This is a genomic window from Lentzea roselyniae, from assembly GCF_039537795.1.
In the GTDB taxonomy this organism is placed as follows: Bacteria; Actinomycetota; Actinomycetes; order Mycobacteriales; family Pseudonocardiaceae; genus Lentzea; species Lentzea atacamensis.
Map to the genome: position 1 here is coordinate 349,068 of NZ_BAABBE010000004.1, position 24,279 is coordinate 373,346.

General features: G+C 68.7%; 22 protein-coding genes, 1 tRNA gene and 1 riboswitch. Of the genes, 12 read left to right on the forward strand and 11 right to left on the reverse strand.

Annotated features, from left to right (window positions below):
• Positions 1 to 22: 22 nt before the first annotated feature.
• Positions 23 to 964, reverse strand: a complete 942-nt coding sequence (locus tag ABFX45_RS09290) for an acyl-CoA desaturase (RefSeq protein WP_109632077.1) — start codon at positions 962 to 964, stop codon at positions 23 to 25.
• Between the two features lie 167 nt (positions 965 to 1,131).
• Here ABFX45_RS09290 and ABFX45_RS09295 point away from each other — a divergent pair, with 167 nt between their 5' ends.
• The 10 genes from ABFX45_RS09295 to ABFX45_RS09340 all read left to right on the forward strand — a co-directional run bounded on the left by ABFX45_RS09295 (position 1,132) and on the right by ABFX45_RS09340 (position 9,506).
• A complete protein-coding gene (locus ABFX45_RS09295; RefSeq protein WP_346129018.1) occupies positions 1,132 to 2,271 on the forward strand; it encodes an alpha/beta hydrolase family protein in 1,140 nt (379 codons plus the stop codon).
• A gap of 88 nt (positions 2,272 to 2,359) precedes the next feature.
• Positions 2,360 to 2,430: transfer RNA gene (locus ABFX45_RS09300), tRNA-Gln, on the forward strand.
• A gap of 23 nt (positions 2,431 to 2,453) precedes the next feature.
• Complete coding sequence (locus ABFX45_RS09305) at positions 2,454 to 4,142, forward strand: GGDEF domain-containing protein (protein ID WP_233439192.1); 1,689 nt, start codon at positions 2,454 to 2,456, stop codon at positions 4,140 to 4,142.
• Positions 4,143 to 4,189: 47 nt separating this feature from the next.
• Positions 4,190 to 5,659, forward strand: coding sequence for a bifunctional UDP-N-acetylglucosamine diphosphorylase/glucosamine-1-phosphate N-acetyltransferase GlmU (gene glmU / locus ABFX45_RS09310; protein ID WP_109632074.1), 1,470 nt, complete (start codon positions 4,190 to 4,192; stop codon positions 5,657 to 5,659).
• A 14-nt stretch (positions 5,660 to 5,673) separates the two neighbouring features.
• Positions 5,674 to 6,645, forward strand: a complete 972-nt coding sequence (locus ABFX45_RS09315; protein ID WP_211337191.1) for a ribose-phosphate diphosphokinase — start codon at positions 5,674 to 5,676, stop codon at positions 6,643 to 6,645.
• 391 nt (positions 6,646 to 7,036) lie between these two features.
• The gene (locus ABFX45_RS09320) at positions 7,037 to 7,639 is read left to right on the forward strand and encodes a 50S ribosomal protein L25/general stress protein Ctc (protein ID WP_112228886.1); all 603 of its coding nucleotides are present in this window, start codon (positions 7,037 to 7,039) and stop codon (positions 7,637 to 7,639) included.
• A 62-nt stretch (positions 7,640 to 7,701) separates the two neighbouring features.
• A complete protein-coding gene (locus ABFX45_RS09325) occupies positions 7,702 to 8,208 on the forward strand; it encodes a DivIVA domain-containing protein (protein WP_233439191.1) in 507 nt (168 codons plus the stop codon).
• Entirely contained in the window at positions 8,198 to 8,776 is a 579-nt protein-coding gene (gene pth, locus ABFX45_RS09330; protein WP_109632068.1) for an aminoacyl-tRNA hydrolase, read from the forward strand. The genes ABFX45_RS09325 and pth overlap by 11 nt, the downstream gene beginning before the upstream one ends.
• A 35-nt stretch (positions 8,777 to 8,811) precedes the next feature.
• A complete protein-coding gene (locus ABFX45_RS09335) occupies positions 8,812 to 9,177 on the forward strand; it encodes a hypothetical protein (protein WP_346129022.1) in 366 nt (121 codons plus the stop codon).
• A 29-nt stretch (positions 9,178 to 9,206) separates the two neighbouring features.
• Positions 9,207 to 9,506 (forward strand): hypothetical protein, encoded by a 300-nt coding sequence (locus tag ABFX45_RS09340; RefSeq protein ID WP_346129024.1) that lies wholly within the window; start codon positions 9,207 to 9,209, stop codon positions 9,504 to 9,506.
• Positions 9,507 to 9,514: 8 nt separating this feature from the next.
• On the opposite strand, the gene ABFX45_RS09345 is transcribed toward ABFX45_RS09340, so the two are convergent.
• Positions 9,515 to 11,128, reverse strand: a complete 1,614-nt coding sequence (locus ABFX45_RS09345; RefSeq protein ID WP_109632062.1) for a fatty acyl-AMP ligase — start codon at positions 11,126 to 11,128, stop codon at positions 9,515 to 9,517.
• A gap of 100 nt (positions 11,129 to 11,228) precedes the next feature.
• Here ABFX45_RS09345 and ABFX45_RS46390 point away from each other — a divergent pair, with 100 nt between their 5' ends.
• Positions 11,229 to 12,518, forward strand: a complete 1,290-nt coding sequence (locus tag ABFX45_RS46390; protein ID WP_407656847.1) for a DivIVA domain-containing protein — start codon at positions 11,229 to 11,231, stop codon at positions 12,516 to 12,518.
• Between the two features lie 2 nt (positions 12,519 to 12,520).
• Here the strand turns inward: ABFX45_RS46390 and ABFX45_RS09365 are convergent, their stop codons facing one another.
• The 9 genes from ABFX45_RS09365 to metG form a co-directional block, all read right to left on the reverse strand.
• Positions 12,521 to 14,290: an ABC-F family ATP-binding cassette domain-containing protein gene (locus ABFX45_RS09365; RefSeq protein WP_346129026.1), complete on the reverse strand. Its 1,770-nt coding sequence runs from the start codon at positions 14,288 to 14,290 to the stop codon at positions 12,521 to 12,523.
• Positions 14,291 to 14,460: 170 nt separating this feature from the next.
• A complete protein-coding gene (locus ABFX45_RS09370) occupies positions 14,461 to 15,423 on the reverse strand; it encodes a 4-(cytidine 5'-diphospho)-2-C-methyl-D-erythritol kinase (protein WP_109632057.1) in 963 nt (320 codons plus the stop codon).
• A 57-nt stretch (positions 15,424 to 15,480) separates the two neighbouring features.
• Complete coding sequence (locus ABFX45_RS09375) at positions 15,481 to 16,269, reverse strand: MetQ/NlpA family ABC transporter substrate-binding protein (protein ID WP_346129029.1); 789 nt, start codon at positions 16,267 to 16,269, stop codon at positions 15,481 to 15,483.
• Positions 16,270 to 16,298: 29 nt separating this feature from the next.
• The gene (locus ABFX45_RS09380) at positions 16,299 to 16,982 is read right to left on the reverse strand and encodes a methionine ABC transporter permease (protein WP_346129030.1); all 684 of its coding nucleotides are present in this window, start codon (positions 16,980 to 16,982) and stop codon (positions 16,299 to 16,301) included.
• Positions 16,979 to 17,977, reverse strand: coding sequence for a methionine ABC transporter ATP-binding protein (locus ABFX45_RS09385; protein WP_109632051.1), 999 nt, complete (start codon positions 17,975 to 17,977; stop codon positions 16,979 to 16,981). The genes ABFX45_RS09380 and ABFX45_RS09385 overlap by 4 nt, the downstream gene beginning before the upstream one ends.
• Before the next feature lie 215 nt (positions 17,978 to 18,192).
• A riboswitch (SAM riboswitch) is annotated at positions 18,193 to 18,286 on the reverse strand.
• A gap of 88 nt (positions 18,287 to 18,374) precedes the next feature.
• Positions 18,375 to 19,208, reverse strand: coding sequence for a 16S rRNA (adenine(1518)-N(6)/adenine(1519)-N(6))-dimethyltransferase RsmA (gene rsmA, locus ABFX45_RS09390; RefSeq protein ID WP_109633168.1), 834 nt, complete (start codon positions 19,206 to 19,208; stop codon positions 18,375 to 18,377).
• A 138-nt stretch (positions 19,209 to 19,346) separates the two neighbouring features.
• Positions 19,347 to 20,756: a resuscitation-promoting factor gene (locus tag ABFX45_RS09395; RefSeq protein WP_109632049.1), complete on the reverse strand. Its 1,410-nt coding sequence runs from the start codon at positions 20,754 to 20,756 to the stop codon at positions 19,347 to 19,349.
• 301 nt (positions 20,757 to 21,057) lie between these two features.
• Complete coding sequence (locus ABFX45_RS09400) at positions 21,058 to 21,879, reverse strand: TatD family hydrolase (RefSeq protein WP_109632046.1); 822 nt, start codon at positions 21,877 to 21,879, stop codon at positions 21,058 to 21,060.
• A complete protein-coding gene (metG, locus tag ABFX45_RS09405) occupies positions 21,876 to 23,669 on the reverse strand; it encodes a methionine--tRNA ligase (RefSeq protein WP_109633166.1) in 1,794 nt (597 codons plus the stop codon). Before metG ends, ABFX45_RS09400 begins: the two co-directional genes overlap by 4 nt.
• A 54-nt stretch (positions 23,670 to 23,723) precedes the next feature.
• Here metG and ABFX45_RS09410 point away from each other — a divergent pair, with 54 nt between their 5' ends.
• Positions 23,724 to 24,278, forward strand: coding sequence for a PadR family transcriptional regulator (locus tag ABFX45_RS09410; protein ID WP_346129033.1), 555 nt, complete (start codon positions 23,724 to 23,726; stop codon positions 24,276 to 24,278).
• The last annotated feature ends 1 nt before the right edge of the window (position 24,279 follow it).

The following is a 24,279-nucleotide window of genomic DNA, read 5'->3' on the forward strand; positions in this document are numbered from 1 at the left end:
TCACCCGAGTCAGCCTACGTTGTCACTCCTTGACGCTGATCCTGGCCAGCCGCTGCTCGCTCGGCCAGCGCACGTTCCACGCCCAGCCGAACTTCTCGAACATCCAGATCAGGCGGGCAGAGGTGTCGATCTGACCGCGCTTCACGCCGTGGCGCGCGGAGGTCGGGTCGGCGTGGTGCAGGTTGTGCCACGACTCGCCGAAGCTCAGGATCGCCAGCGCCCAGACGTTGGCGGAACGGTCGCGCGCGGCGAACGGGCGGTCGCCGACCATGTGGCAGATCGAGTTCACCGACCACGTGACGTGGTGCAGGAACGCGACGCGGACGAAGCCTGCCCAGAAGAACGCCGTCACGCCGCCCCAGAAGGACCACGTGATCAGGCCGCCCAGGATTCCGGGCGCGGCCAGCGAGATCGTCGTCCACAGCACGAAGAGCTTGTCGACCCACACGATGTCCTTGTCGGCCATCAGGTCCGGGGCGAAGCGCTTGTGGTTCGTCTTGTCGCGCTCGAACAGCCAGCCCATGTGGGCGTGCCAGAAGCCCTTGGCCAGCGCGGCCGGGCCGGTGCCGAAGAGCCACGGCGAGTGCGGGTCGCCCTCGCGGTCCGAGAACGCGTGGTGCCGGCGGTGGTCGGCCACCCAGTCGATGACCGGGCCCTGCAGCGCCATCGAGCCCGCGATCGCGAGGCCGATCTTCAGCGCGCGGTTGGCCTTGAAGGAGCCGTGGGTGAAGTACCGGTGGTAGCCGATCGTCACGCCGAGGCCGGAGAGGTAGTAGAAGGCGACGAAGAGGGCCACGTCGACCCAGCCCAACCCCCATCCCCAGGCGAAGGGGACAGCGGCGAGCAAAGCGAGGAAGGGAACGATGACGAACACGTACACGCCGAGCTGCTCGGCGTGACTGCGCCGTCCGTCGGTCAACGGCTTCGGGCCCTGGTCAGTGGACCGGTCCAACGTCGTGGTCATACGGATACCTCTGGGGAATGAAGGGCTTACCTACGCAACCGTAACTTACGGAAGCGTAGGTTAGGCCGGTCTGCTTCGCCAGACTCACGTGGAAACTCACGGCCAGTTCTCAGCTTCGTCACGCGGTGTCGCATGGAATCGAGACCCTGGCGCGGCATCATCGGGAGATGCCCAGACGCAAGATCATCCGGATCACCGTGACCTCGCTGCTCGTGCTGCTCGTGCTGGTCACTGCCGCTCTGGGCGGCGTCGGCTGGTACTACAGCGGCGAACTGCTCGAACCGGAGGAAGTGCCGCAGCGTTATCCGGAGACCTCGCTCGGCGTTGACGACAAGAACGTCGTGCTCGCCGAATCCAAGCTCACGCTGCAACGGGGCACCTTCGGCATCGTCTGGCCAGGCGGCGCCGCGAAGGTCGGTGACATCGCGGCGTCGAAGGACGGTCGTGTCGAACGTCCGCTGCTGGAGGGCACCGCACCGCCCGAGGGCACCAAGGTGCGCATCGAGACCGACGTCTACGAAGGCAACCCCAAGACCACGCTGGGTCTGGTGTACAGCGAGGTCAGGGTGCCTTCCGAACTCGGTGAGATGCCCGCGTGGTTCGTTCCGGCGTCGAACAACGACACGTGGGTCATCACCGTGCACGGGCGGGGCGCGTCGCGCGAAGAGGCCCTGCGCGTGGTTCCTCAGCTGCACAGTGCTGGATTGCCCGTTTTGTTGATCACCTATCGCAACGACGTCGGCGCGCCCGCGTCGCCGGACGGCCTCTACCACCTCGGCGACACCGAGTGGCGCGACGTCGAGGCCGCGATCAAGTACGCGCAGACGCAGGGCGCGCGCAAGGTCGTGCTCTACGGCTGGTCGATGGGCGGCGCGATCGTCGGCCAGACGCTGGCCCGTTCGAGCGTCGCGGCGGCGGTCAACGGCGTCGTGCTCGACTCCCCCGTCACCAACTGGACGCAGACGCTGAACCTCCAGGCGGAGAACCGGGGCGTGCCGACATGGCTCACCCCGGTCGCCGAGCTGGTGTCCGGATGGCGTGCCGGCATCGACTTCGACCGGTTCGACCTCGTCCGCAACCCGCCCGCGCTGAAGCCTCCGACACTGCTCTTCCACGGCTCCGCGGACGGCACCGTGCCGGCCCAGTCGTCACGCGATCTGGCGACCGCGGCGAACGGACTGGGGTGGCCGCTGCAGTACGTGGAGATCCCCGGCGCCGACCACACTTCGGGATGGAATGTGGCGACCGACACGTATCGCGGCGCGCTCGGAGACTTCCTGACCAGGTCAATCGGCGCCAAGCCGTGATCTTGAACTGAGCCGGATGAGTGGTGGTTGGACACGAGGAGGACGTCTCGTGACAACATGTGCGCAGGGCGGGCGCGAGTTCGCCCATTCCGCCATGGTGTAAAGGCAGCACCTCGGATTTTGGTTCCGATGGTCCAGGTTCGAATCCTGGTGGCGGAGCAGGGCATGAGATCTTGTGGTCTTTGGGAGGTGCGAAGCTGCCCGAGGAAACGGTCGACGAGCAGGGCAACGTGGGCCACCGCCACCACGAGATGTCCGACGCGTGGCTGGTGGGCCGCGCGAGCGAGCTTGTCGCCGTGGCCCAGAGCAGTCACCTCGCCGCGCAGCTCGACGCGGCGTCCGAGATCGACCACATCCTCGCCGAGGCGCAGGGCCGTGGTGAGCCCCGCATCGTCGCGCAGCTGCTCAGAGCCGCGGCCGTGGTCCGGCTGGTGACGCCGGGGCTCGTCGACATGTCCGACCCCCAGCTCGACGAGATGCTCAGCCACTGCCGCCGCCACGGTCTGATCGTGCTGGAGGCGGACGCGCGGGCGTTGCGCGGACGCCGGTTCCTGCTGGGCAACGCCGAGGACAAGGCGCTGACCGAGATCGCGGCGGCGCTCGCGATGATGCTCGACGAGGAACCGGAGACCGACCCGGTGTTCGACAAGCGGACGTGGGACCAGCTGCTGGCCACGACGCTGCAGGACATCGCACTGGTGCTGACCCAGCTCGGTGTCTACGAGATGGCCGACGACGTGCTCGCCCGCGGCCACAACCCCCTGTGGGAGAGCGGTCAGCCGCACCAGATCTACGTGCACCTGGTGAACAGGACCCGGCTGCGGATCGGCTGGGGACTGCGGCTCGAACGAGTGAACTTCCACGACCAGGCGCACGAGCAGTTCGCGTTCGCCGCCGGTCTCGCGGAGGCCGCCGAGGTGCCGTTCCGGCAGTCGCTGCACCCCGGCAGGCGTGACCTCCCCGCCGCCGAACAGGTGCCGATCCTGGGTGCCGCGCAGGCGCTGACGAACCCGAGCGAGGACCACCTCGACCGGCTGTGGTCGTTGCGCGGCCTCTCGATGTACGCGCGGGAGCTGATCATCGTCGCGATCGCGCTGGCCAGGTGCCTGGTCGAGGCGAACCGGCTGGACGACGCGCTGAAGGTCATCGGCGACACCCGCACGCAGATGGAGCACGACACGTCGGAGCCGTCGCTGGTGCTGTCGCTGGAACGCGAGTACGCGCACCTCTGCGGCCCGCACACGACGTCGGCGCTGGAGGCCTACAACGCGGCGCTGGAAGCCGAGCTGTGGGCGATGCGCGAGTCCCGAGTGGCCACGTTGACGACGCGACGTGAACACGAGCGGCTGACGCGCGCACACGGTGCGATCGCGCAGCAGGCGTTGCAGGACCCGCTGACGGGACTGCCGAACCGGCGTGCGCTCGACGACAAGATGAGCGAGCTCATCGCCGGTCAGGTCGACCCGTTCTCCATCGCGCTGGTCGACCTCGACGGCTTCAAGGGTGTCAACGACCGGCATTCACATGCCGAGGGTGATGATGTTCTTCGGGTGATTGCCAGCACACTCCGGCAGGCGTTGCGCGGCGACGACATGGTTGCCCGCTACGGCGGCGACGAGTTCGTGGTGCTGCTGCCAGGGGCCCCTCTGCACGCCGCGGAGGCAGCCCTCGGCCGGGCCGTGGATGCCGTGGCAGGCTTGCCAATCGACCTCTCGCGGGGTGTCACGCTGTCGGTCGGCGTCATCTCGCTGCGCCCCCGGGAAACCGCCAACCAGGCCCTGTCCCGGGCCGACTCGGCGATGTACGTGGCGAAGCGCCAGGGTGGCTGCCAGGTTGCGGCAGTGGCGGGGGAGCCGTCCGCGGAGGCTTAGGCTGGTCCGCGGACTTGGAACCACCCAGCCTGTTAGGGAGAGCATTGATGCTCGAGGGCCCTGTCAGCACGGTCGTGCTCGCCGCCGGGGAAGGCACCCGCATGCGGTCATCCACGCCGAAGGTGCTGCACCGGATCGCCGGACGTTCACTCGTCGAACACGCGGTGCGCGCGGCGGCCGGCACAGACCCCGATCACCTGGCCGTCGTCGTCGGTCACGGCCGTGAAGCCGTCAGCGAGCATCTCGAGAACCTCGCCGGTGCTCTGGGACGCAAGGTCACCGTCGCGGTGCAGGCGGAGCAGAAGGGCACCGGGCACGCGGTCTCCTGCGGCCTGGCCGAGCTGCCGCACGACCTGGCCGGCACGGTGATCGTGAGCTACGGCGACGTGCCGCTGCTCGACACCCAGACCTTCAAGGCGCTGCTGGCGGAGCACGCCGCCGCGGGCAACGCGGTGACGGTGCTGACGGCCGTGGTGGAGAACCCCACCGGGTACGGCCGGATCGTGCGCGACTCCGACGGTTCCGTGCAGCGGATCGTCGAGCAGAAGGACGCGGACGAGACCGAGCAGCTGATCAACGAGATCAACTCCGGCGTGTACGCGTTCGACGCGGCGGTGCTGCGCGACGGCCTGTCGCGGCTGTCCACCGACAACGCGCAGGGCGAGCTCTACCTGACCGACGTCCTGGGCATCGCCCGCGGCGACGGCCGCCGCGTGGGCGCGCTGATCGCGTCCGACCCGTGGCTGGTCGAGGGCATCAACGACCGCGTCCAGCTCGCCGCCGTCGGCGCCGAGATGAACCGCCGGATCGTCGAGCGCCACCTGCGTTCCGGCGTGACCTTCGTCGACCCGTCCTCCGCCTGGGTCGACGCCGACGTGCAGATCGGCCAGGACGCGCTGATCGAGCCGAACGTGCAGCTCCGCGCGGGCACCGTCATCGGAGCGAAGGCCGTCGTCGGCCCGGACACCACCCTGTCCGGCGTGACCGTGGGCGACGGCGCCTCCGTCGTGCGTACCCACGGCAGCGACTCGGTGATCGGCGCCAACGCTTCTGTCGGCCCGTTCGCCTACCTCCGCCCCGGCACGTCCCTGGGCGTGAAGGGCAAGATCGGCACGTTCGTCGAGACCAAGAACGCGCAGATCGGCGAGGGCTCCAAGGTCCCCCACCTGTCCTACATCGGCGACGCCACGATCGGCGATCACAGCAACATCGGTGCAGCATCGGTAACCGTCAACTACGACGGTGTGAACAAGCACCGCACGATCGTCGGATCCCACTGCCGGACCGGCTCGGACAACATGTTCGTGGCACCGGTGACCGTGGGCGACGGCGCCTACACGGGCGCGGGCACCGTCCTTCGCCGCAACGTCCCACCAGGCGCGCTCGCCGTGTCCGGTGGCCCACAGCGCAACCTCGACGGCTGGGTCCTCAGCCGACGTGAAGGAACCGCCGCGGCTCAGGCAGCGGCAGCCGCCCTCGCGAAGCAGAATGCGGATGAGACAGAGGAGGGTCGCTGACCGTGAACCCGCAGATGCCCGGCACACCGAAGAAGAACCTGATGCTCTTCGGCGGGCGTGCCTACCCGGAGCTGACGGAAGAGGTCGCGAAGCACCTCAACGTCACGGTGACCCCGCAGCAGGCCTACGACTTCGCGAACGGCGAGATCTTCGTCCGCTTCGAGGAGTCCGTGCGCGGCTGCGACGCGTTCGTCATCCAGTCCCACACCAGCCCCATCAACCAGTGGCTGATGGAACAGCTGATCATGGTCGACGCCCTGAAGCGCGCCTCGGCCAAGCGCATCACCGTGATCATGCCGTTCTACCCGTACAGCCGCCAGGACAAGAAGCACCGCGGCCGCGAGCCGATCTCGGCCCGCCTGGTAGCCGACCTCTTCAAAACCGCGGGCGCCGACCGCCTGGTCTCCGTCGACCTGCACACCGCCCAGATCCAGGGCTTCTTCGACGGCCCGGTGGACCACCTGTGGGCCATGCCCCTGCTGGCCGACCACATCCGCGGCAAGTACGCGGGCCACGAGATCACCGTCGTCTCCCCCGACTCCGGCCGCACCAAGCTGGCCGAGAAGTGGGCGGACACCCTGGGCGGCGCCCCGATCGCCTTCATCCACAAGACCCGCGACCCGCTTCGTCCCAACGAGGTCGTCTCGAACCGCGTGGTCGGCAAGGTTGAGGGCCGCCTCTGCATCGTGATCGACGACATGGTCGACACCGGCGGCACGATCGCCGGCGCCGTGAAGCAACTGCTGGGCGAGGGCGCAGCCGACGTGGTGATCGCTGCCACGCACGGCATCCTGTCCGGCCCGGCCACCGAACGCCTCGCCAACTGCGGCGCGCGCGAGGTCGTCTTCACGGACACGCTGCCGATCCCGGTGGAGAAGCGTTTCCCGCAGATGACCGTGCTGTCCATCGCTCCGCTGCTGGCCCGCGTGATCCAGGAAGTGTTCGAGGACGGCTCCGTGACTTCGCTGTTCGACGGCAACGCCTGATCTCGGCTCGACTCCTGACGGGGGCCTTCCGCAGGGAGGCCCCCTTCGCTTTCTCTCGCGAGGCCGCAGGCGAGCGGCGCGTGCCCGATCGTCGGCCACGCTGGGGCGGAGCCCCAAGAAACCCTCGGAACCGGCACATGACAGTGCAACCCGACCACCTGCGGACCCCACAACCACCCCCGATTGGCCTCCCCCATCCCCACTCACCTACACTGGTCGGGTTGCCTCGGCGAGGGCGAGCCTCACAACCGGCTCGGCGTGATCGACGCGGTGGCTTGATGCCGCGCGTGTTGACGTCCCGCGCTGCTCGCCGCCGCTGGCCACCACCCCAACGCTGATACTTGTGCACCGCCCCGACGTACAAGGCCAGACTTGTAAGGAGAGCCCCACCGTGTCCGAGGTCCGTCTCGCCGCTGAGCAGCGCACTGAATTCGGCAAGGGCGCAGCCCGCCGTACCCGTCGCGCCGGCAAGATCCCCGCGGTGCTCTACGGCCACGGTTCCGACCCGAAGCACCTGGCCCTGCCAGCGCTCGAGTTCGCCCGTGTTGTCCGCGAGCACGGTCAGAACGCCGTCCTCACCCTCGCCCTCGACGGCGAGAACGAGCTGGCGCTCACCAAGACCGTCACCACGCACCCCATCAAGAACTACATCGAGCACGTCGACCTGCTTCTCGTCCAGCGTGGCGAGAAGGTCACGGTCGAGGTGCCGCTGGTCATCTCCGGTGAGCCCGCCTCGGGCACGCTGGTGACCCAGGACCTCACCACCATCCAGATCGAGGCCGAGGCGCTGCACATCCCGGACCAGATCGAGCTGTCGATCGCCGGTGTCGCCGCAGGCACGCAGATCCACGCGAGCGACCTGAACCTGCCGTCCGGTGCCGTCCTGGTCACCGACGCCGAGGCCCTGGTCGTCGCCGTCAACGAAGCACCGTCCGCCTCGCAGCTCGAGGGCGAAGAGACCGCTTCGTCGGTCGAGGCGACCGAGGAAAGCTGAGCCCCATCACGTCGGGCCGGACCAACGGCGCGCCACCTCCTCACGAGGGGGGCGGCGCGCCGTTGCCTTACCTGCGGCCCACCGAGATCCGGGCCAAGACCTTCCGCCGCAAGCGGCAGGGCTACGACCCGGACCAGGTGAACGAGTTCCTGCTGATCGTCGCCGACGCCCTGGCAGGCCGTATCCGCCTCAACCCGGACCACGTGCGCACCGTCAGGTTCGCCACGGTCCCCAACGGCTACGACCCCCTGAGCGTCGACGGCGTCCTGCACCTCCTCGAGTTCCAGGTCCGCAACGGCATCGTGCCGCCGACCGGCCTGAACACCAGCGAGGACCTCTACGCACGCAAGCTGCCGAAGACCGGCACCGGCTACGATCGCGCCGAAGTCGACGCCTTCATCGCCCGCGCCGCGGCCAACCTGGACGGCCGGGGTGGCATGACCTCCACCGAGGTCCGCAACACCCGGTTCAGCACCACGTCCGGCCTGCTGGGCAAGGGGTACCAGGTGCAGGCCGTGGACGCGTTGCTGGACGACCTCGAGCAGGAGTTGCGGTTCCGTGGCCGATGACCTCGCCCAAAATGATCTGACGCTCATCGTCGGCCTGGGCAACCCAGGGCCCAAGTACGAGGGCAACCGCCACAACATCGGCTTCCTGATCCTCGACGAACTCGCCGGCCGGGTGGGCGGCAAGTTCAAGGCCCACAAGTCGGGTGCCGAGATCGTCGAGGGCCGCCTCAGCGGCCACCGCGTGGTGCTGGCCAAGCCCCGCAGCTTCATGAACCTCTCCGGCGGCCCCGTCGCGAGCGCCGTGAAGTTCTTCAAGCCCACCGCCATCGTCGTGATCCACGACGAGCTGGACCTCCCGTTCGCCGCCATCCGCATGAAGCTGGGCGGCGGCGACAACGGCCACAACGGACTCCGCTCGATCACGAAGTCGTTGGGCACCAAGGACTACTTCCGCGTCCGCTTCGGCGTGGACCGGCCGTCGGGTCGCCAGGACCCCGCCGACTACGTCCTGAAGGACTTCTCCACTGTGGAGCGCAAGCAGCTCGCACTGGAGATCGACCGGGCGGCGGACGCGACAGAGGCCCTGGTCACCAAGGGCCTGGAAGCCGCACAAAACGCTTTCCACTAGCGGCACAATGGTCGGCATGACCAACCAAAGGGGCCGTGCCGCGTAGGCACCCCGCTGCTCGGCGTCCGCGCAAGCGCGGCCCGATCTTCCGGTACCCGGTGATGCGCGGGTTCTCGCCACGCCTGCTGGCCGACGTCGACCAGCTCGAGCTCACCCGCAACTACCTCTACCCGTCCTACGTCGGAGTCCTGCTCCAACGCTGGACCCGGTTCATGCACAAGTCCCCGTACCTCAGGTTCCGGGACACCGACATCGGCCCGGAGTTCCCGCCACCGGTCTGCGACTGTTGCTTCGACCCGTACGAGGCCCGCGAGCTGCTCGAGTTCGTCACACTCGCACTCCCCCGCAAGAGCTCGAAGGAACTGCGCAAACGACTCGATGAGCTCGACGACATCTACTAGCGTGACCGTCATGACCAACCGAAAGGGCCATGCCGCGTAGGCGCCCGGTGCCTCCCAGAGGCAGACTCCGCCCGATCCACGGCGCATCGACCCGTCTGCTGGCCGATCTGCATCGCCACGGTGGTGCGGACGCGCTCGAACAGTGGTCGGACTTCGTGCGAAATCCGTTCCACCGGCGGTGGCTGAAGGAACACGAAGCTCACTACGACTACGAGGCCGGCGAGGCGCTCTGGTCGCGGGAACTTCTCGACCACGTCATCGCGAGGCTCCCCCGCCGCAGTGCGAGGGAGCTGCGCGAACTCGTCGAGGAGCTCGACGACCTCTGCTGAACCAACTGCTAGACCAGCGCAGCCGCCGCAGACCGCCGAAGCTTCCCCGACGGCGTCTTCGGCAACGTCCCCGGCGGCTGCACCACCACGGCGAACGGCCGGAGCCCGACCGCGTCCACCACCCGCGCAGTCACCTGCTTGGCCAGGTCCTTCTCGGCGTCGGAGTCCCCGGCCAGCTTCGACTCGACCACGACGGCGAACCGCTCCCGCTGCGTCCCGGCGTCCAGCCGCACCGCGACCGCGTTGCCGGCCCGTACCCCGTCGACCGAGCAGGCGGCACGCTCCACATCGGTCGGATAGATGTTCCGCCCGCCCATGATGATGACGTCCTTGCGCCGTCCACAAACGACAACCTGGCCGTCCTCCACCAGGTAGCCGAGGTCACCGGTCGACAGCCATCCCTCGGCGTCCTGCGTGGCCAGCGGGCCGTTCACCGTCAGATAGCCGGGCGTCACGGCCTCACCGCGGATCTGCAGCTCACCGACGTCGCGAACCCCGAGCACCTCACCGGAGTCGGACACGACCCGGAGCTCCAGCCCCGGCAGCGGCGGCCCGAGCAACGGGAACGCGCGGCCTTCCGCGGAGGGCACCGCCTTCTTGTCCGCCTCGACGGCGTCCGCGTCCACGACGTCCACCGAGAGCCCGGTGAACAACGGCGCGAAAGCCACACCCAGAGTTGTCTCGGCCATGCCGTAGGCCGCCAGGATCGACTCGGGCCGCAACCCGAACCGGGCTCCCGCCGAGACGAACGCCTCGACGGCGGCCGGATCGATCGGCTCGGCCCCGTTCAGCGCGAGCCGCATCGACGAGAGATCGAACGAGTCGGACGAGGACGCCAGGCGGCGCGCCACGATCGCGTAGGCGAAGTTCGGCGCGGCGGTGATCGTGCCGCGATAACGCGTGATCAGGTCTGCCCACAGCGTCGGCCGTGACAGAAAGTCGACAGGAGTGACCTTCACCAGTTCCAGGCCGAACAGCATCGGGACGGTGAGGAATCCCACCATCCCCATGTCGTGGAACAGCGGCAGCCACGAAATCATCACGTCGGACGAGGGGTCCAGCGCGGCCGCGATGCGCATGCCCTCGGCGTTCGACATCAGATTGCGGTGCGTGATGCGCACCGCCTTCGGATCGGCGGTCGATCCACTCGTCAACTGCAGCAGTGCCGTGGCATCCTCGGGAGTGGGAACAGGGTGAGCGATCGGCTCACCGTCGAGCTCGGAGAGTTTGCGGTACGGGATGCCGTGCTGGTCCAGCACAGAGGCCAGGGCGTCGAACGGGCTGCCGAGCAGCACCAGACGAGAGTCGATCATGGCGAGCACCCGCAGCGTGTCCTCGGCCCACTCGGCCAGGTCGGTGCGTGGTGTGGGTTGATGCAACATCGTGACGCTGCCACCGCACAGCCAGGCTGCCTGGACGGCTGGGGCGATCACGGCTGGTTCGGCGGCGAGCACTGCGATCGCGGTGCCCGGCGCCACGTCGAGCGCACCGGCCATCCGCCGGGCGCGTTCGTGCACCTCGGCCCAGGTCCGGCGAACGGGCGCGGCGGGTTCACCCGTCGTCATGCCTCTGTCTTGACCGTTGGCGGCCGTCGCCAGCATCACATCCACGAACTGACTCATGTTCGCGATCGTAGTGGCGGCCTTTGGTCCATCAGGACGAAACGTTATGCCACGCGAAACGCGATACTCCCCAGTACAGGTACGCAGGAGGAGGTCATTGGTGGATCGGGGCGGCCCCGGAGCGCAGCATCGTCTACCCGCGCATCCGGCACCTCTGCTCTCCGCGCAGGACGTGGCCCTCGTCGCGTTCCACCGTCCCCCTCGGGGCGCGCGCGGGTACGACGCGGCCGAGGTGGACGCATTTCTCGACCGTGTCGAGGACACCATGCGCAGCAGGGACATCCTCACGCGTGAAGACGTGCTCAACGTGAAGTTCAGCACGGCGACGCGGGATCCGGGCTACGACGTGAACGAGGTCAACGTGTTCATGGAGCTCGTGGCCGACACGCTGCGGTCCACTCCGCAACGCCAGCAGGCCGCGGCGCCCGCTCAGGGTGCGCACGCGACCTCACAGGCGCTGAGACCGGCGGTGCGACTGTCCCCGGACGACGTCGCCGCCGTGCGTTTCCACAAGCCCAGACCGGGCACGCGCGGCTACCACGAAGGCCAGATCGACGCGTTCCTCGACCGCATCGAGGCCACGCTGCGCGGCCAGGACAACCTGACCGCCCAACAGATTCAGGACGCGGTGTTCGGCGAGACCGCGCCCGGCACGTTCGGGTACGACGAGGAGGACGTCGACACGTTCCTCGACCTCGTGGTGCTCATGTTCGAGACCGCGCCGCCACCGGTCAAGACGCCGCCGACCACACAGCTGCCGCAGCAACAGCAGCGGCCCCAGCAGCGCCGTCCCCAACCGCCGCAGCGCCCCCAGCAGCAGCTTCCGGCTCAGCAACCGGCGACGCCGCGCGCCGTCGAGGCACCGAAGCTCACCGCCGCGGACATACGCAACGTCGCGTTCCACCGTCCTCCCCGCGGCCGCCGCGGGTACCAGGAGTCCCAGGTGGACGCGTTCCTCGACCGGATCGAGGCGACGCTGCTCGGTCAGGACAACCTGACCGCGAAGGACATCCGCGACGTCAGGTTCTCCCGCCCGTTGATCGGCCGGCGCGGCTACGACGAGAACGAGGTGGACTCGTTCCTCAGCCGGGTCGAGCTGCAGCTCTCCGGACCGGTGCGCAGCATCCCCCCGATCAGGTCGTGGAAGGACCTGCGCCAGCTGCGGATCCCCCAGGCGGCGTCCGGCCAGCGCGGCTACCGCACCGCGCAGGTCGACCGGATGCTCGAGGAGATCGGCGTCGCGCTCGACGGCATGCTGGGCGCGACCTCGGAGGAGGTCATGAAGGCGCGCTTCAGCCACGCGCTGCTCTCCGGGCAGGGCTACGACACGTCGTTCATCGACGAACTGCTGCCCATGCTCGCCAACGAACTGCGCCGCCGGGGCAAGTAGGGCTACCCCTCGACGACCTCGGCCGCGGCCATCCACGCAGCCTCGACGTCGGTCTCCTCCGCCAGCACGGCGCGGAGCTCGGCGTCGAGCTTCAGCAGCTTGTCGGGGTCGGTCGCGGCCTCTGCGAGCGCGGCGTGCAGCTCGGCTTCCTTCTTGTGCAGCACCTCGAGGCGCCGCTCCAGCCTGGCCAGCTCCTTGCGGGCGGCACGCTGGTCGGCGGCGTTCGACGGCGTCTTCTCGACGGCCGGACCAGTGGAAGTCTCCCTGTCGCGCAACGAGTCCCGGCGCTTGAGGTACTCGTCGATCCCGCCGGGCAGGTCGGTCAGCTTGCCGTCACCGAACAACGCCACGACCTTGTCGCACACGCGCTCGACGAGGTAGCGGTCGTGCGAGATCACGACGAGCGTGCCGGGCCACGAGTCGAGCAGGTCTTCCAGCTGCTGCAACGTGTCGATGTCCAGGTCGTTCGTGGGCTCGTCGAGCAGCAGCACGTTCGGCTCGGCCATCAGCAACCGGCACAGCTGCAGCCGCCGCCGTTCGCCACCGGACAGGTCCGACACCGGCGTCCACTGCTTCTGCGACGAGAACCCGAACCGCTCACCCAGCTGCGACGCCGACATCTCGTACTTGCCGAGGACGACGCGGCGCGCGATCTCCTCGATCGCCTCCAGCACGCGCATCGACCCGTCGAGGTCGTGCAGCTCCTGCGAGAGGTGCGCGATCTTCACCGTCTGGCCCTGGATCCGCTTGCCCGTCTCGGGTTCGCGCTCGCCCGCCAGCAGCTTCAGCAACGTCGTCTTGCCGGACCCGTTGACGCCGACCAGACCGATCCGGTCGCCGGGCCCGATGCGCCACGTGAGGTCACGGACCAGCACCCGGTCCGGAATGGACAATGTCGCGCCCTCGAGCTCGATCACCGTGCGGCCCAAGCGCTTCTTCGCGAACGCGAGCAGCTCGACGTTGTCGCGCGGCGCCGGCACGTCCGCGATCAACGCCTCGGCCGCCTCGATCCGGTAGCGCGGCTTGGACGTACGAGCAGGCGCACCACGGCGCAGCCACGCGAGCTCCTTGCGCGCCAGGTTCTGCCGCTTCTCCTCCGCCGCGTCCGCGAGCCGCTGCCGCTCGGCGCGTGCGAAGATCCAGTCGGCGTACCCGCCCTCGTACTGCTCGACCTTGCCCAGCACGACTTCCCACGTGCGGTTGCAGACCGTGTCGAGGAACCACCGGTCGTGCGTCACGACCACGAGCGCGCACTTGCGGGCCAGCAGGTGCTCCGCGAGCCACCGCACACCCTCGACGTCCAGGTGGTTCGTCGGCTCGTCCAGCACGATCAGCTCGAGGTCCTGGATCAGCGCGGCCGCCAGCGCGACCCGCCGCCGCTCGCCACCGGACATCGTGGAGACCACGGAGTCCAGTCCCAGCGCCGTGATCCCGAGGCCGTCCAAAATAGACCGCACCCGCGCGTCCGCGGCCCACTCGTGCTCGGCGTCGAAGCCGAGCGGGTCGATCACCGCGTTGCGCACGGTCGAGCCCTCCGGCAGCTCGGTCCGCTGCGTCACGACGGCCATCCGCAGGTCGCGCGACCGCGAGACCCGGCCGTCGTCGGCGGGCTCCACTCCGGCCAGCACCTCGAGCAGCGTCGTCTTGCCGCCGCCGTTCAGCCCGACGACACCGATCCGATCGCCCTCGTTGACGCCGAGCGACACGCCGTCCAGCAGCGGCTGGACGCCGAACGACTTCGACACGGACTCCAGGTTGACCAGGTTGGCCATCAAAACCTCACGACTTCGGAAGAAACTGCCCGATGAAGGCTACCTAGTGCCGTGACCGGCAACCTCCGCCGCGTCTTCCGGCGCTCAGCAGGGCGCCTCGCACCCGTCTGACCGTCGAAATACGGGGCAAAGGCTGCCGGTCACGGCACTAGCCCGCCCAAACGCCCTGGCTACGCGTGCACCTCGGGCGGCGTCGGCTTGGGCTCTTCGGTCGTGATCACGCGCGCACCGGGCACCGGCCCGTGCGCCACGCGGACGGTCCGGCACACCCCGGCACCGGCGAGCTCCGCGGCCACGCGCACCGCCGTGTCGCCGTCCTCGCACAGGAACGCCGTCGTGGGGCCCGAGCCGGACACGATGCCGGCCAGCGCGCCCGCGTCGACACCCGCGCGCAACGTGCGGCGCAGGTTCGGCCGCAGCGAGACGGCGGCGGCCTGCAGGTCGTTGCCCAGCAACAGGGCCAGCTGCCGCGGGTCACCGGAGGACAGGCCCTCCAGCACCGCCTCGACCTGGCCGACACGCGGCGGGTCACCCTCGGCGCGCAGGCGGTCCAGCTCGTCGAACACGTCCGGAGTGGACAGTCCGCGCCGGTCGAACGCGAGGACCCAGTGGAACTGGTGGCGTCCCAGCACCGGGACGATCCGCTCGCCGCGGCCGGTGCCGAGCGCGGTGGCGCCGTAGAGGGCGAAAGGCACGTCCGCGCCGAGCTTTCCTGCCAGCTCGGCCAGCTCGTCGCGGCTGATCTCCAGCCGCCACAACGACGACAGGCCCACGAGCGTCGCGGCCGCGTCGGCGCTGCCGCCCGCCATGCCGCCCGCGACCGGGATGGCCTTGCGGATGACGACGCGGACCTTCGGGTCGTCCGGGTCCTTGCCCACGTGCGTGGCGAGCAGCCGCACGGCACGCCAGGCGAGGTTCGAAGCTCCCGTGGGGACCTGGTCGGCACCCTCGCCGTGGACCTCTACACCTGGTTCGTCCGCCACGGCGACGGTGACCTCGTCGACCAGCGACAGCGCCTGGAAGATCGTCACCAGGTCGTGGTAGCCGTCCGGTCGCACATCACCGACGGCCAGGTGCAGGTTGACCTTGGCCGGGACGCGGACCGTGACCGGGGGTGGAACGACTGCGAGCACGATGTCAGCCTACGGGCGTTCTGGAGTCGCGGACTCCTCCCCCGGCCACCGGCGATCTCAGACCGGGATGACCGAACCGTTGTAGGTCTGCTTGATGTAGTCCTTGACCTGCTGCGATCCGAGCAGCTCCGCCAGGTCGCGGATGCGCTTGTCGTCCTTCAGCTCGGTCCTCGTGACCAGGCCGTTGGCGTTCGGGTTGCCCTCCGCCTTCTCCAGCGCGAGCGAGTCGGTGGCGGGCTTGAGGCCCGCGTCGATCGCGTAGTTGCCGTTGATCACCGACGCGTCGGTGTCCTCCAGCGACCTGGGCAGCTGAGCGGCCTCCAGCGGCACGAACTGCAGGTTCTTGGGGTTCTCCGCGATGTCGCGCACAGTCGGTGCGTCGACGGCCTTGAGCTTGATCAGGCCGTTGGCCTCCAGCAGCTTCAGGCCGCGGGTCTCGTTCGTGGCGTCGTTCGCGAGCGCGACCTTGGCACCCGGGGGCAGCTCGTCGAGCTTCTTGACCTTCTTCGAGTACAGGCCGAGCGGCTCGACGTGGACGGGCTCGACCCACTCGACCTTGGCGCCGCTCTCCTGCGTGAACGTCTGCAGGTACGGGACGGTCTGGAAGTAGTTGGCGTCGAGCGAGCCGTCGACCAGCGCGGTGTTCGGCTGCACGTAGTCGGTGAACTCGACGACCTCGATCTTCAGGCCCTTCTGCGCGGCGAGGTTGTCGGCCACGTACTTGAGGATCTGCGCGTGCGGGACCGGCGAGACGCCGACCTTCAGCGTGTCGGAGGCGCTGCCACCGGACGAGCAAGCGGACAAAACGGTCAAAGCAGCCGCGATCAGGGCAGCACGAATACGCATGACGTTCCTTTTGAGAAATTTCTGAGGGGTCAGACTGAGGCGTGCCGGCGCCGGTCGGACGCACGAGCGGCACGGGTGAAGCCGAGCTGGATCAGCGTCGTGAGCACGGCGAGCCACGCCACGGTGCTCCACAGGATCCGGTCGTTGAAGCGCTGGTAGCCCTCGCGGATCGCCAGGTCGCCGAGGCCACCGCCGCCGATCACGCCCGCCATGGCGGAGTAGCCGATCAGGGCGATCACTGTGACGCCGATGGCGTTGATCAGCGCGGGCAGCGACTCGCGGATCAGCACCGAGCGAACGATCCTGAGCGTCGAGGCGCCCGTGGTCACCGCGGCCTCGACCACGGTCACGTGCACCTCGGACAGGATGTTCTGCACGAGCCGCCCGACGAACGGGATCGCACCCACCGCCAACGGCACGATCACCGCTGTACTGCCGATGGATCCGCCGACGATCAGGCGGGTGACCGACGTGAGCGCGACGAGCAGCACGATGAACGGCATCGAGCGGGCCAGGTCGGTGATGAAGCCGAGAACGCGGTGCACCGCGGGGTTCGGCCGCAGCCCGCCCTTGGCGGTGAGCTGCAGCCAAACCCCGAGGGGAACTCCGAAAGCTGTGGCGATCACGGTGGAGACGCCGACCATGTACAGCGTTTCCCCGGTGGCCTCGACGAGGTAGCTCAGCACGTCGGACCAGGGTGTAGCAGACCTCACGCAGCTACTCCCTGCGGGCCCTTCAGGGACCTCTGCACAGCGCCACCGGCCTCGCTGATCCACTCCAGCGCGGAGTCGGACCGCTCACCGTTCAGGCCGAGGCGGAACCGCGCGACCGGCGTCTCGCCGAGACGCGTGAGACCGCCACCGACGATGTTCAGCTCGACGCCGAACCGGTGCGAGGCCTCTGGCAGCAGCGCGCCGACCGCGGCGAACCCGACGAGCACGACGTCCGCGACGCGGTCGTAGCTGCTCTCGTTGATCGGGTTGAGGTCCACGGCGGGCAGCAGCGCCCCGCTCGTGCGGCTGGCCGCATCGCTGACCAGGTCGAGCACCTTGCCGTGCTCGACGACGCGGCCCTGCTCCAGCACGGCGACGTCATCGCAGATCTTGCGGACCACGCCCATGTCGTGCGTGACGACGAGAACGGTCACACCCAGCTCAGCGCGCGCACGGTCGAGCACCGTCAGCACTGAACCGGTGGTCTCCGGGTCCAGGGCGCTGGTGGGCTCGTCGGCGAGCAGAACGCTCGGGTTCGCGGCGAGTGCGCGCGCCACGGCGATGCGCTGGCGCTGCCCGCCGGACAGCTGGTCGGGGTAGGCGCCGGCCTTGTCGGTCAGGCCGACGAGGTCCAGCAGCTCGCCCACGCGGCTGCGACGCTGCGGTCCGGGGACACCGGCGCTTTCGAGCGGCAGCGCGATGTTGCCGGCCGCGGTGCGCTGCCGGAGGAGCGAGTCCCCTTGCGGCACAACACCGATCTGCCGCCTGGCGGCCCGGAGGGCCGACCCGTCCAGCGCGGTGATGTCCGTGCCGTCGACGCGGATCGCCCCGGAGTCGGGACGCTCGAGCAGCGCCACGCACCGGGCGAGCGTCGACTTGCCGGCCCCGCTCGGGCCGACGACGCCGAGCACGGTGCCCGCCTCGACGTCGAGGGTCACGCCGTTCAGGGCGTTGACACCCTGGAAGGACTTGGTGAGGTTTTCGACAGTGATCACATCTGCTCCACGGCTGCGCGCGACGCACACTCGCCTCGTGGGCGGTGCGCGGTCGAAGTTCTGCTCAGGTGTGCGCCCCTCGTACTACGGGAGGGCCGCGTCAAAGGACTTGAAGAAGGCGCCTTAGACGAGGTGGCGACGACATGCAGAAGCGGTGCGACGGCACTGGTCGACAACTCGACGGCGCGTCAGCATTCGCGTGGTACCCATGTGATCCTCCATCGGTCCTGGCGTTAGCACCTGCCCGCATCCAGCGGGTGGTTGCTGCGACGTCAAAGAGCCAGGTCTCTCGGTCGCTCCGGATGGCATCTAGCAGTCAACCGGACACACGTTCGGTTGCGCAAGCCAGAATCCGGATCGTTCGACAGATCACACTGTTGGCCGATGGATCTCCGGCCTAGACCTCCGCGATCCGGATGAAGTCGATCACGCTGAGTTGCTCGCCCCTGACCTGGGGGTCGATGCCCGCTTTCTCGAGCAGCTCGTCGACGTTGACGCCGGCCGTCTCGGCCCAGCCCTTGAGGGCCGCGCGGAGGGTTTTCCGCCGCTGCGCGAAGGCCGCGTCGACGATCGTGAAGAGCCGCGCCTTGTCCACTGTGGACAGCGGATTTTCGCGGCGGTGGAAGGAAACCAGACCTGAGTCCACATTGGGAGCGGGCCAGAAGACGTTCCTGCCCACGGGGCCGGCCTTCTTCGCCTCCGCGTACCAGGCGAGCTTCACGCTGGGGACGCCGTAGATCTTGCTGCCCGGCTTCGCGGCCATCCTGTCCGCCACCTCGGCCTGGACCATGACCAGGCCCTTCTCGAGGGTGGGGAGCTCGTTCAGGAGGTGGAGGACCACCGGGACGGCGACGTTGTACGGGAGGTTGGCCACGATCGCGGTCGGCTGGGCCGGCAGGTCGTCCCCGGTGACCCTCATGGCGTCCTTCAGGACGACGTGCAGCTTGGCCGCGTTCTCCGGGTCCTGCTCGCGGACGGTCTGCGGGAGGCGTTCGGCCAGCGGGGGGTCGATCTCCACCGCGACGACCTGTTTGGCGTTGGGGAGCAGGGCGAGGGTCAGGGAGCCCAGGCCGGGGCCCACCTCCAAGACGATGTCGTCCTCGGTCAGGTCTGCGGCGGCGACGATCTTGCGGACCGTGTTGGGGTCGTGCACGAAGTTCTGGCCCAGTTTCTTGGTTGGGCGGATGCCGAGTTCTTCGGCCAGTCTTCTGACTTCGGCGGGTCCCAGCAGGCTCACCGGAGCATTCTCGCAGGTTGGCCTGAGGGACGAAGGGCGGGTGCTCGCACCTCAACCCACCCCGGGCACGACGAAGGCCGCCCCTGGCGAACCAGCAGCGGCCTCATCGAGCAAAACGGAAGTGGTGCGGGTCTACGGCAGACCCAGCTTCGCGCGGCAGCCCGGCCAGGCGCCGTACGTGCCACCCGCGCGGTCGCGGAGCTTGGTGGCGACGGCGATCTGCTGCTCGCGCGTGGCCTGGTGCGGGAGCTGGGCGTAGGCGGTGCCGCCGTGGGCGGCCCAGGTGCTGGCCGAGAACTGGAGGCCGCCGTAGTAGCCGTTGCCCGTGTTGATGGACCAGTTGCCGCCTGCCTCGCACTTGGCGAGACGGTCCCAGACCTCGCTGTCGGGGAGGGGCTTGGTGCCCACGGTGATCTTCTTGGGCTTCGGCTCCTTGGTGACCTTGCCGCCGATCTTCTCGCGGCTGATCTCCTTGCCGTTCTTCACCGTCACGCGGTAGGTCGAGATCTGCTCGCCCGGAGTGCCCGGATCGGTGACCTTCTGCTCGCCCGCGTTCATGTTCGGGTCGTTGGTCTTCTCGACCGGTGGGGCGACCGGCTCGTTCACGTTGATGACCGTGACGCCGGTGCGGGAGATGTAGACCTCGGCGCCCGTGGCGAGCTTCACGTCGGTGCCGGACGCGACCGCGTCCTCCGGGCCGAGGGAGAGGTTCTCCTGCTTCAGGAGCTCGTCGACCGTGACGGCGGTGGTCTGGATCTCGCGGACCGGGTTGGCGCCGTCGAAGAGCTTGATGCTCTTGCGGGTCTTGATCTCCAGGTTCATGCCCTCGAGGGGGATGTCCTGCGTGCCCGGCGCGGAGAACCAGGCGCCCTCGGTCGGGACGCCTGCCTGGCGGGCGGCTTCCTCGACGGTGACGGAGCGGACCCAGTCCTCGCGGGCCTGGCCGTCGATGCTCATCTTGACCAGGCGGCCGCGGTCGAGGGTGATCTTGCCGCCGTCGGAGATCGGGGCGTTCAGCGACGGGGACAGGGCGTCGTGCTCACCGACGACGATGCCCTCCTCCGCCAGGACCTCGCCGACCGTGCCCTCGTACGAGTGGACCGTCTGCAGCGAGCCGTCGACGTCGACGGTCAGCGACTTGTCCATGGCCATGGCGGTCACGCCGCCGCCGGAGATCGAGACGAGGACCGCGGCGACCGCGCCCTTGAGGAAGCGGCGCTTCCAGGACGAGACGGCCGTGACGAGGAGCTGCGGGTCCTCCTTCTCCTCTTCCTCCGACGGGAGGACGAGGGGCGGCATGATCGTCGTCTCGGCGTTGATGAGCCGGATCAGCTCGTCGACGTCGACGTTCGCCGTGGCGAGGAGCTCATCGGCGTCCGGGCCGAGCACCTCGAGCACGTCCGCGGGCGAGATGGTCAGCGCACCGGCGGGAAAGCTCGGGTGTGGGTCCGCGACACCGACTGCAGTGCGCCCGACCGGCGTGAACCAGTCGGTGTCGTCGTTGAAGTCGTACGGAGCGGCAGTTCTGTCGCTTCCAGACAAGGGTCGATACCTCCATTGCGGAAGCTCGAGGCCACCGCACAGTTGGCGTTGACAAGATCATTCGAGGGTTGAGCTCGAAGGTTCCCGGCAACTCCTCCTACGTGGTCTCGCTTCTTCGCGCTTCTGGCTTCGGTCCCGCCCCGACTGCGGGCGTGCCCCTAAGCGACAAGGTCGGCTTCGGTGGCACGGTCACGGGACAGTAACGGGGTCGCGGACGTTGCGCAAACACCCCCGCCAATGTTGTGACCTCAGTCACCCATGGGGGTAGGAACCCTTTGCTCCGTTCGTCTTACGTCGCATCTCAGTAGTCGAGTCCGAACACTCGTTGAGCATTACGGGTGACTGCGGCGCAGAGTTCAGAAAGATCTTCGCCACGCAGCGTGGCCAAATCGCGAACTGTGTAATTCACACAATAGGGCTCATTTGGGCGGCCCCGGAACGGATGCGGCGTCAGGAACGGCGCGTCCGTCTCGACCAGGAGCTGATCCTGGGGCACCAGCTGCGCCGCCTCCCGCAGTGCGCGGGCGTTCCTGAACGTCACCGGGCCCGCGAACGACAGCACGTACCCCGCGTCGACGCACCGCCGGGCGAAGTCCGCGTCGCCGGAGAAGCAGTGGAAGACCACAGTGGACGGTGCGCCTTCCGAGGACAGCACCTTCAGGATGTCCTCGTGCGCGTCCCGGTCGTGGATCATCAACGGCTTCCCGACGCGCTTGGAAAGGTCGATGTGCCAACGGAAAGCCTCGTGCTGGGCGGCCGGCGGCGAGTAGTCCCAGTAGTAGTCCAGACCGGTCTCGCCGATCGCGACCACGCGATCGAAAGCCGCGAGCCGCTCCAGCTCCGCCTTCTCCACGTCACCGAACGAGGACGTGCGCGTCGGGTGCACGGCCACCGCCGCGTAGACCCGCGGGTCCCAAGTGGACGCCTCTGCGGCCCACTGCGCCGCCTTCAGGTCGTCCGCCACGGTGACCACGTGCGAGACCCCGGCCGCCTCGGCCCGATCGAGCAGGGCGGCCACACCGGCGGCATCGACGGCTCCACACGCGTCGAGATGCGTGTGAGCGTCGATCACCGGTGCCGGAAGAGCTTCCGGCACCGGCGGTCGTTCCCGCTTGTCCGTCACGACGTGACGATCGGGGCCCACTCCGGGCCGGTCTCGCCGAGCAACGGGTCGAGCTTCGCGAACAACGGCGACGGCTTCTGCAGCGGCCGGCCGACCTCGATCGGCGTCGACTCCCAGCGAGCCTGCTCACCGGCGTAGTCGCCGGTCAGCACCGGGTACGTGCGGTCGGCGACGTCCAGGTCGGTGACGTCGGTCATCTCCGGCTGCGCGGCCCACACGCCCGTGCCGCCCAGCGCCTCGTGCACCTTCTGCGCCGAGTGCGGCAGGAACGGCGTCATCAGCGTGTTCGCGTCCTGCACGACCTGCAACGCGGTGTGCAGCACCGAGTCGCGGCGGTCCGGGTCGTCCTTGAGCTTCCACGGTTCCTGGTCGGACAGGTACTTGTTCGCCGCGGAGATCACGCGCATGGCCTCACCGGACGCCTGCTTGAACCGCGAGCGGCGCAGGTGCGCGCCGACCGTGTCGAACGCCGCCCGCGACTGCCGCAGCAGCTCGTGGTCGGCGTCCGTCAGCGCCGTGGCCTTCGGGATCGCGCCGACGTTCTTGTGCGCCATCGAGACCGAGCGGTTGACCAGGTTGCCCCACTCGTTCGCCAGCTCGAAGTTCGTCCGGCGGACGAACTCCTCCCAGGTGAAGTCGGTGTCCTGGTTCTCGGGACCCGCGACGGAGATGAAGTACCGCAGCGCGTCCGGCCCGAACTCCTTCAGGAAGTCGCCGACGTAGATCACGGTGCCGCGCGACGTCGAGAACTTCGAGCCGCTCATCGTCAGGTACTCCGACGACACGACCTCGGTCGGCAGGTTCAGCGTGCCGAACCGGCCGGGCTCGCCGCCCTTGTCGCCCGCGCCGTTCTGGCCCAGCAGCAGCGACGGCCAGATCAGCGAGTGGAAGACGATGTTGTCCTTGCCCATGAAGTAGTAGCCCTGGGCGTCACCCGTCCAGAACTCCTTCCAGGCGTCGTCGTTCCCGGAACGCCGTGCCCACTCGACCGAGGCGCTCAGGTACCCGATCACGGCGTCGAACCACACGTAGAACCGCTTCATCGGCTGGTCGCTCCAGCCGTCGAGCGGGATCGGCACACCCCAGTCGAGGTCGCGGGTGATCGCGCGCGGCCGCAGGTCCTTGATCAGGTTCTGCGAGAACTTGAGCACGTTCGGGCGCCACTCGGTGCGCGTGCCCATCCAGCTGCCCAGCGACTCGATGAACGAGGGCAGGTCCAGGAACAGGTGCTCGGTCTCGACGAACTTCGGCGTCTCCCCGTTGATCCGCGAGCGCGGGTTCTTCAGGTCGATCGGGTCGAGCTGGTTGCCGCAGTTGTCGCACTGGTCACCGCGCGCGCCGTCGTAACCGCAGATCGGGCAGGTGCCCTCGATGAAGCGGTCGGGCAGCGTCCTGCCGGTGGACGGGCTGATCGCGCCCATCTCGATCTTCGGGATGACGTAGCCGTTCTTCCACAGCGCGGAGAACAGGTCCTGCACGACCTGGTAGTGGTTGCCGGTCGTCGTGCGGGTGAAGAGGTCGTACGAGAGGCCGAGGCCCTGGAGGTCGGAAGCGATCACACGGTTGTACTTGTCGGCGAGCTCGCGGGCGGTGAGCCCTTCCTTCTCGGCCTGCACCTGGATGGGTGTGCCGTGCTCGTCCGTGCCGCTGACCATGAGCACCCGGTGTCCGGACATTCGCATGTAGCGGGAGAAGACGTCGGACGGGACACCGAAACCGGAGACATGACCGATGTGCCGGGGGCCATTGGCGTAAGGCCAGGCCACCGCGGTCAGTACGGAGGCACTCATGCACATAGCCTACGGAGGCGGTGCCAGCCGCTTTTCACTGCCTGGGAGGTCCGTTTGTCCGCGACCAGGATGCTGGTGCTCGGCGTGGTCAAGCTCGTCGGCGAGGCACACGGTTACGTGGTGCGCCGCGAGCTGAAGTCGTGGTCGGCGGACAGCTGGGCGAACGTGCAACCGGGTTCGATCTACCACGCGCTGAAGTCGCTCGCCAAGGACGGCCTGCTGGAGCCGATCGGGACGCGGGAGTCCGAGGAGGGTCCCGCCCGCACCACCTACCGGATCACCGCGGCCGGTGACCACGAGCTGCGGGACCTGCTCTGGCACGCGCTGGCCGACGCCCACGCCGGCAACGACGAGGTCTCCGCGGCCGTGGCGATGCTCAACCTCGTCCCGCGCAAGCAGGCGATCGTGCTGCTGAAGAACCGGCTGGCCGGGCTCGAGGGTCAGCTCGCGCCGACCAGGCACGGCATCGCTTCGATGCCGGAGATGGGCAAAGCCGCGCACGTCAGCGAGCTGTTTCGACTGTGGCTCGTCCATCTCGAAGGCCAGGTGCGCTGGACTCAGGAGCTGATCGAACGCCTAGAGGCCGGTGAGTACGAGCTGACGGACTAGT

Bases quoted from the DNA above. Each gene is read 5' to 3' on its own strand.
- ABFX45_RS09290 (WP_109632077.1), bottom strand. From the start codon at position 964: ATGACCACGACGTTGGACCGGTCCACTGACCAGGGCCCGAAGCCGTTG.
- ABFX45_RS09295 (WP_346129018.1), top strand. From the start codon at position 1,132: ATGCCCAGACGCAAGATCATCCGGATCACCGTGACCTCGCTGCTCGTG.
- glmU (WP_109632074.1), top strand. From the start codon at position 4,190: ATGCTCGAGGGCCCTGTCAGCACGGTCGTGCTCGCCGCCGGGGAAGGC.
- ABFX45_RS09315 (WP_211337191.1), top strand. From the start codon at position 5,674: ATGCCCGGCACACCGAAGAAGAACCTGATGCTCTTCGGCGGGCGTGCC.
- ABFX45_RS09340 (WP_346129024.1), top strand. From the start codon at position 9,207: ATGCCGCGTAGGCGCCCGGTGCCTCCCAGAGGCAGACTCCGCCCGATC.
- ABFX45_RS09345 (WP_109632062.1), bottom strand. From the start codon at position 11,128: ATGAGTCAGTTCGTGGATGTGATGCTGGCGACGGCCGCCAACGGTCAA.
- ABFX45_RS09365 (WP_346129026.1), bottom strand. From the start codon at position 14,290: ATGGCCAACCTGGTCAACCTGGAGTCCGTGTCGAAGTCGTTCGGCGTC.
- ABFX45_RS09375 (WP_346129029.1), bottom strand. From the start codon at position 16,269: ATGCGTATTCGTGCTGCCCTGATCGCGGCTGCTTTGACCGTTTTGTCC.
- metG (WP_109633166.1), bottom strand. From the start codon at position 23,669: ATGAGTGCCTCCGTACTGACCGCGGTGGCCTGGCCTTACGCCAATGGC.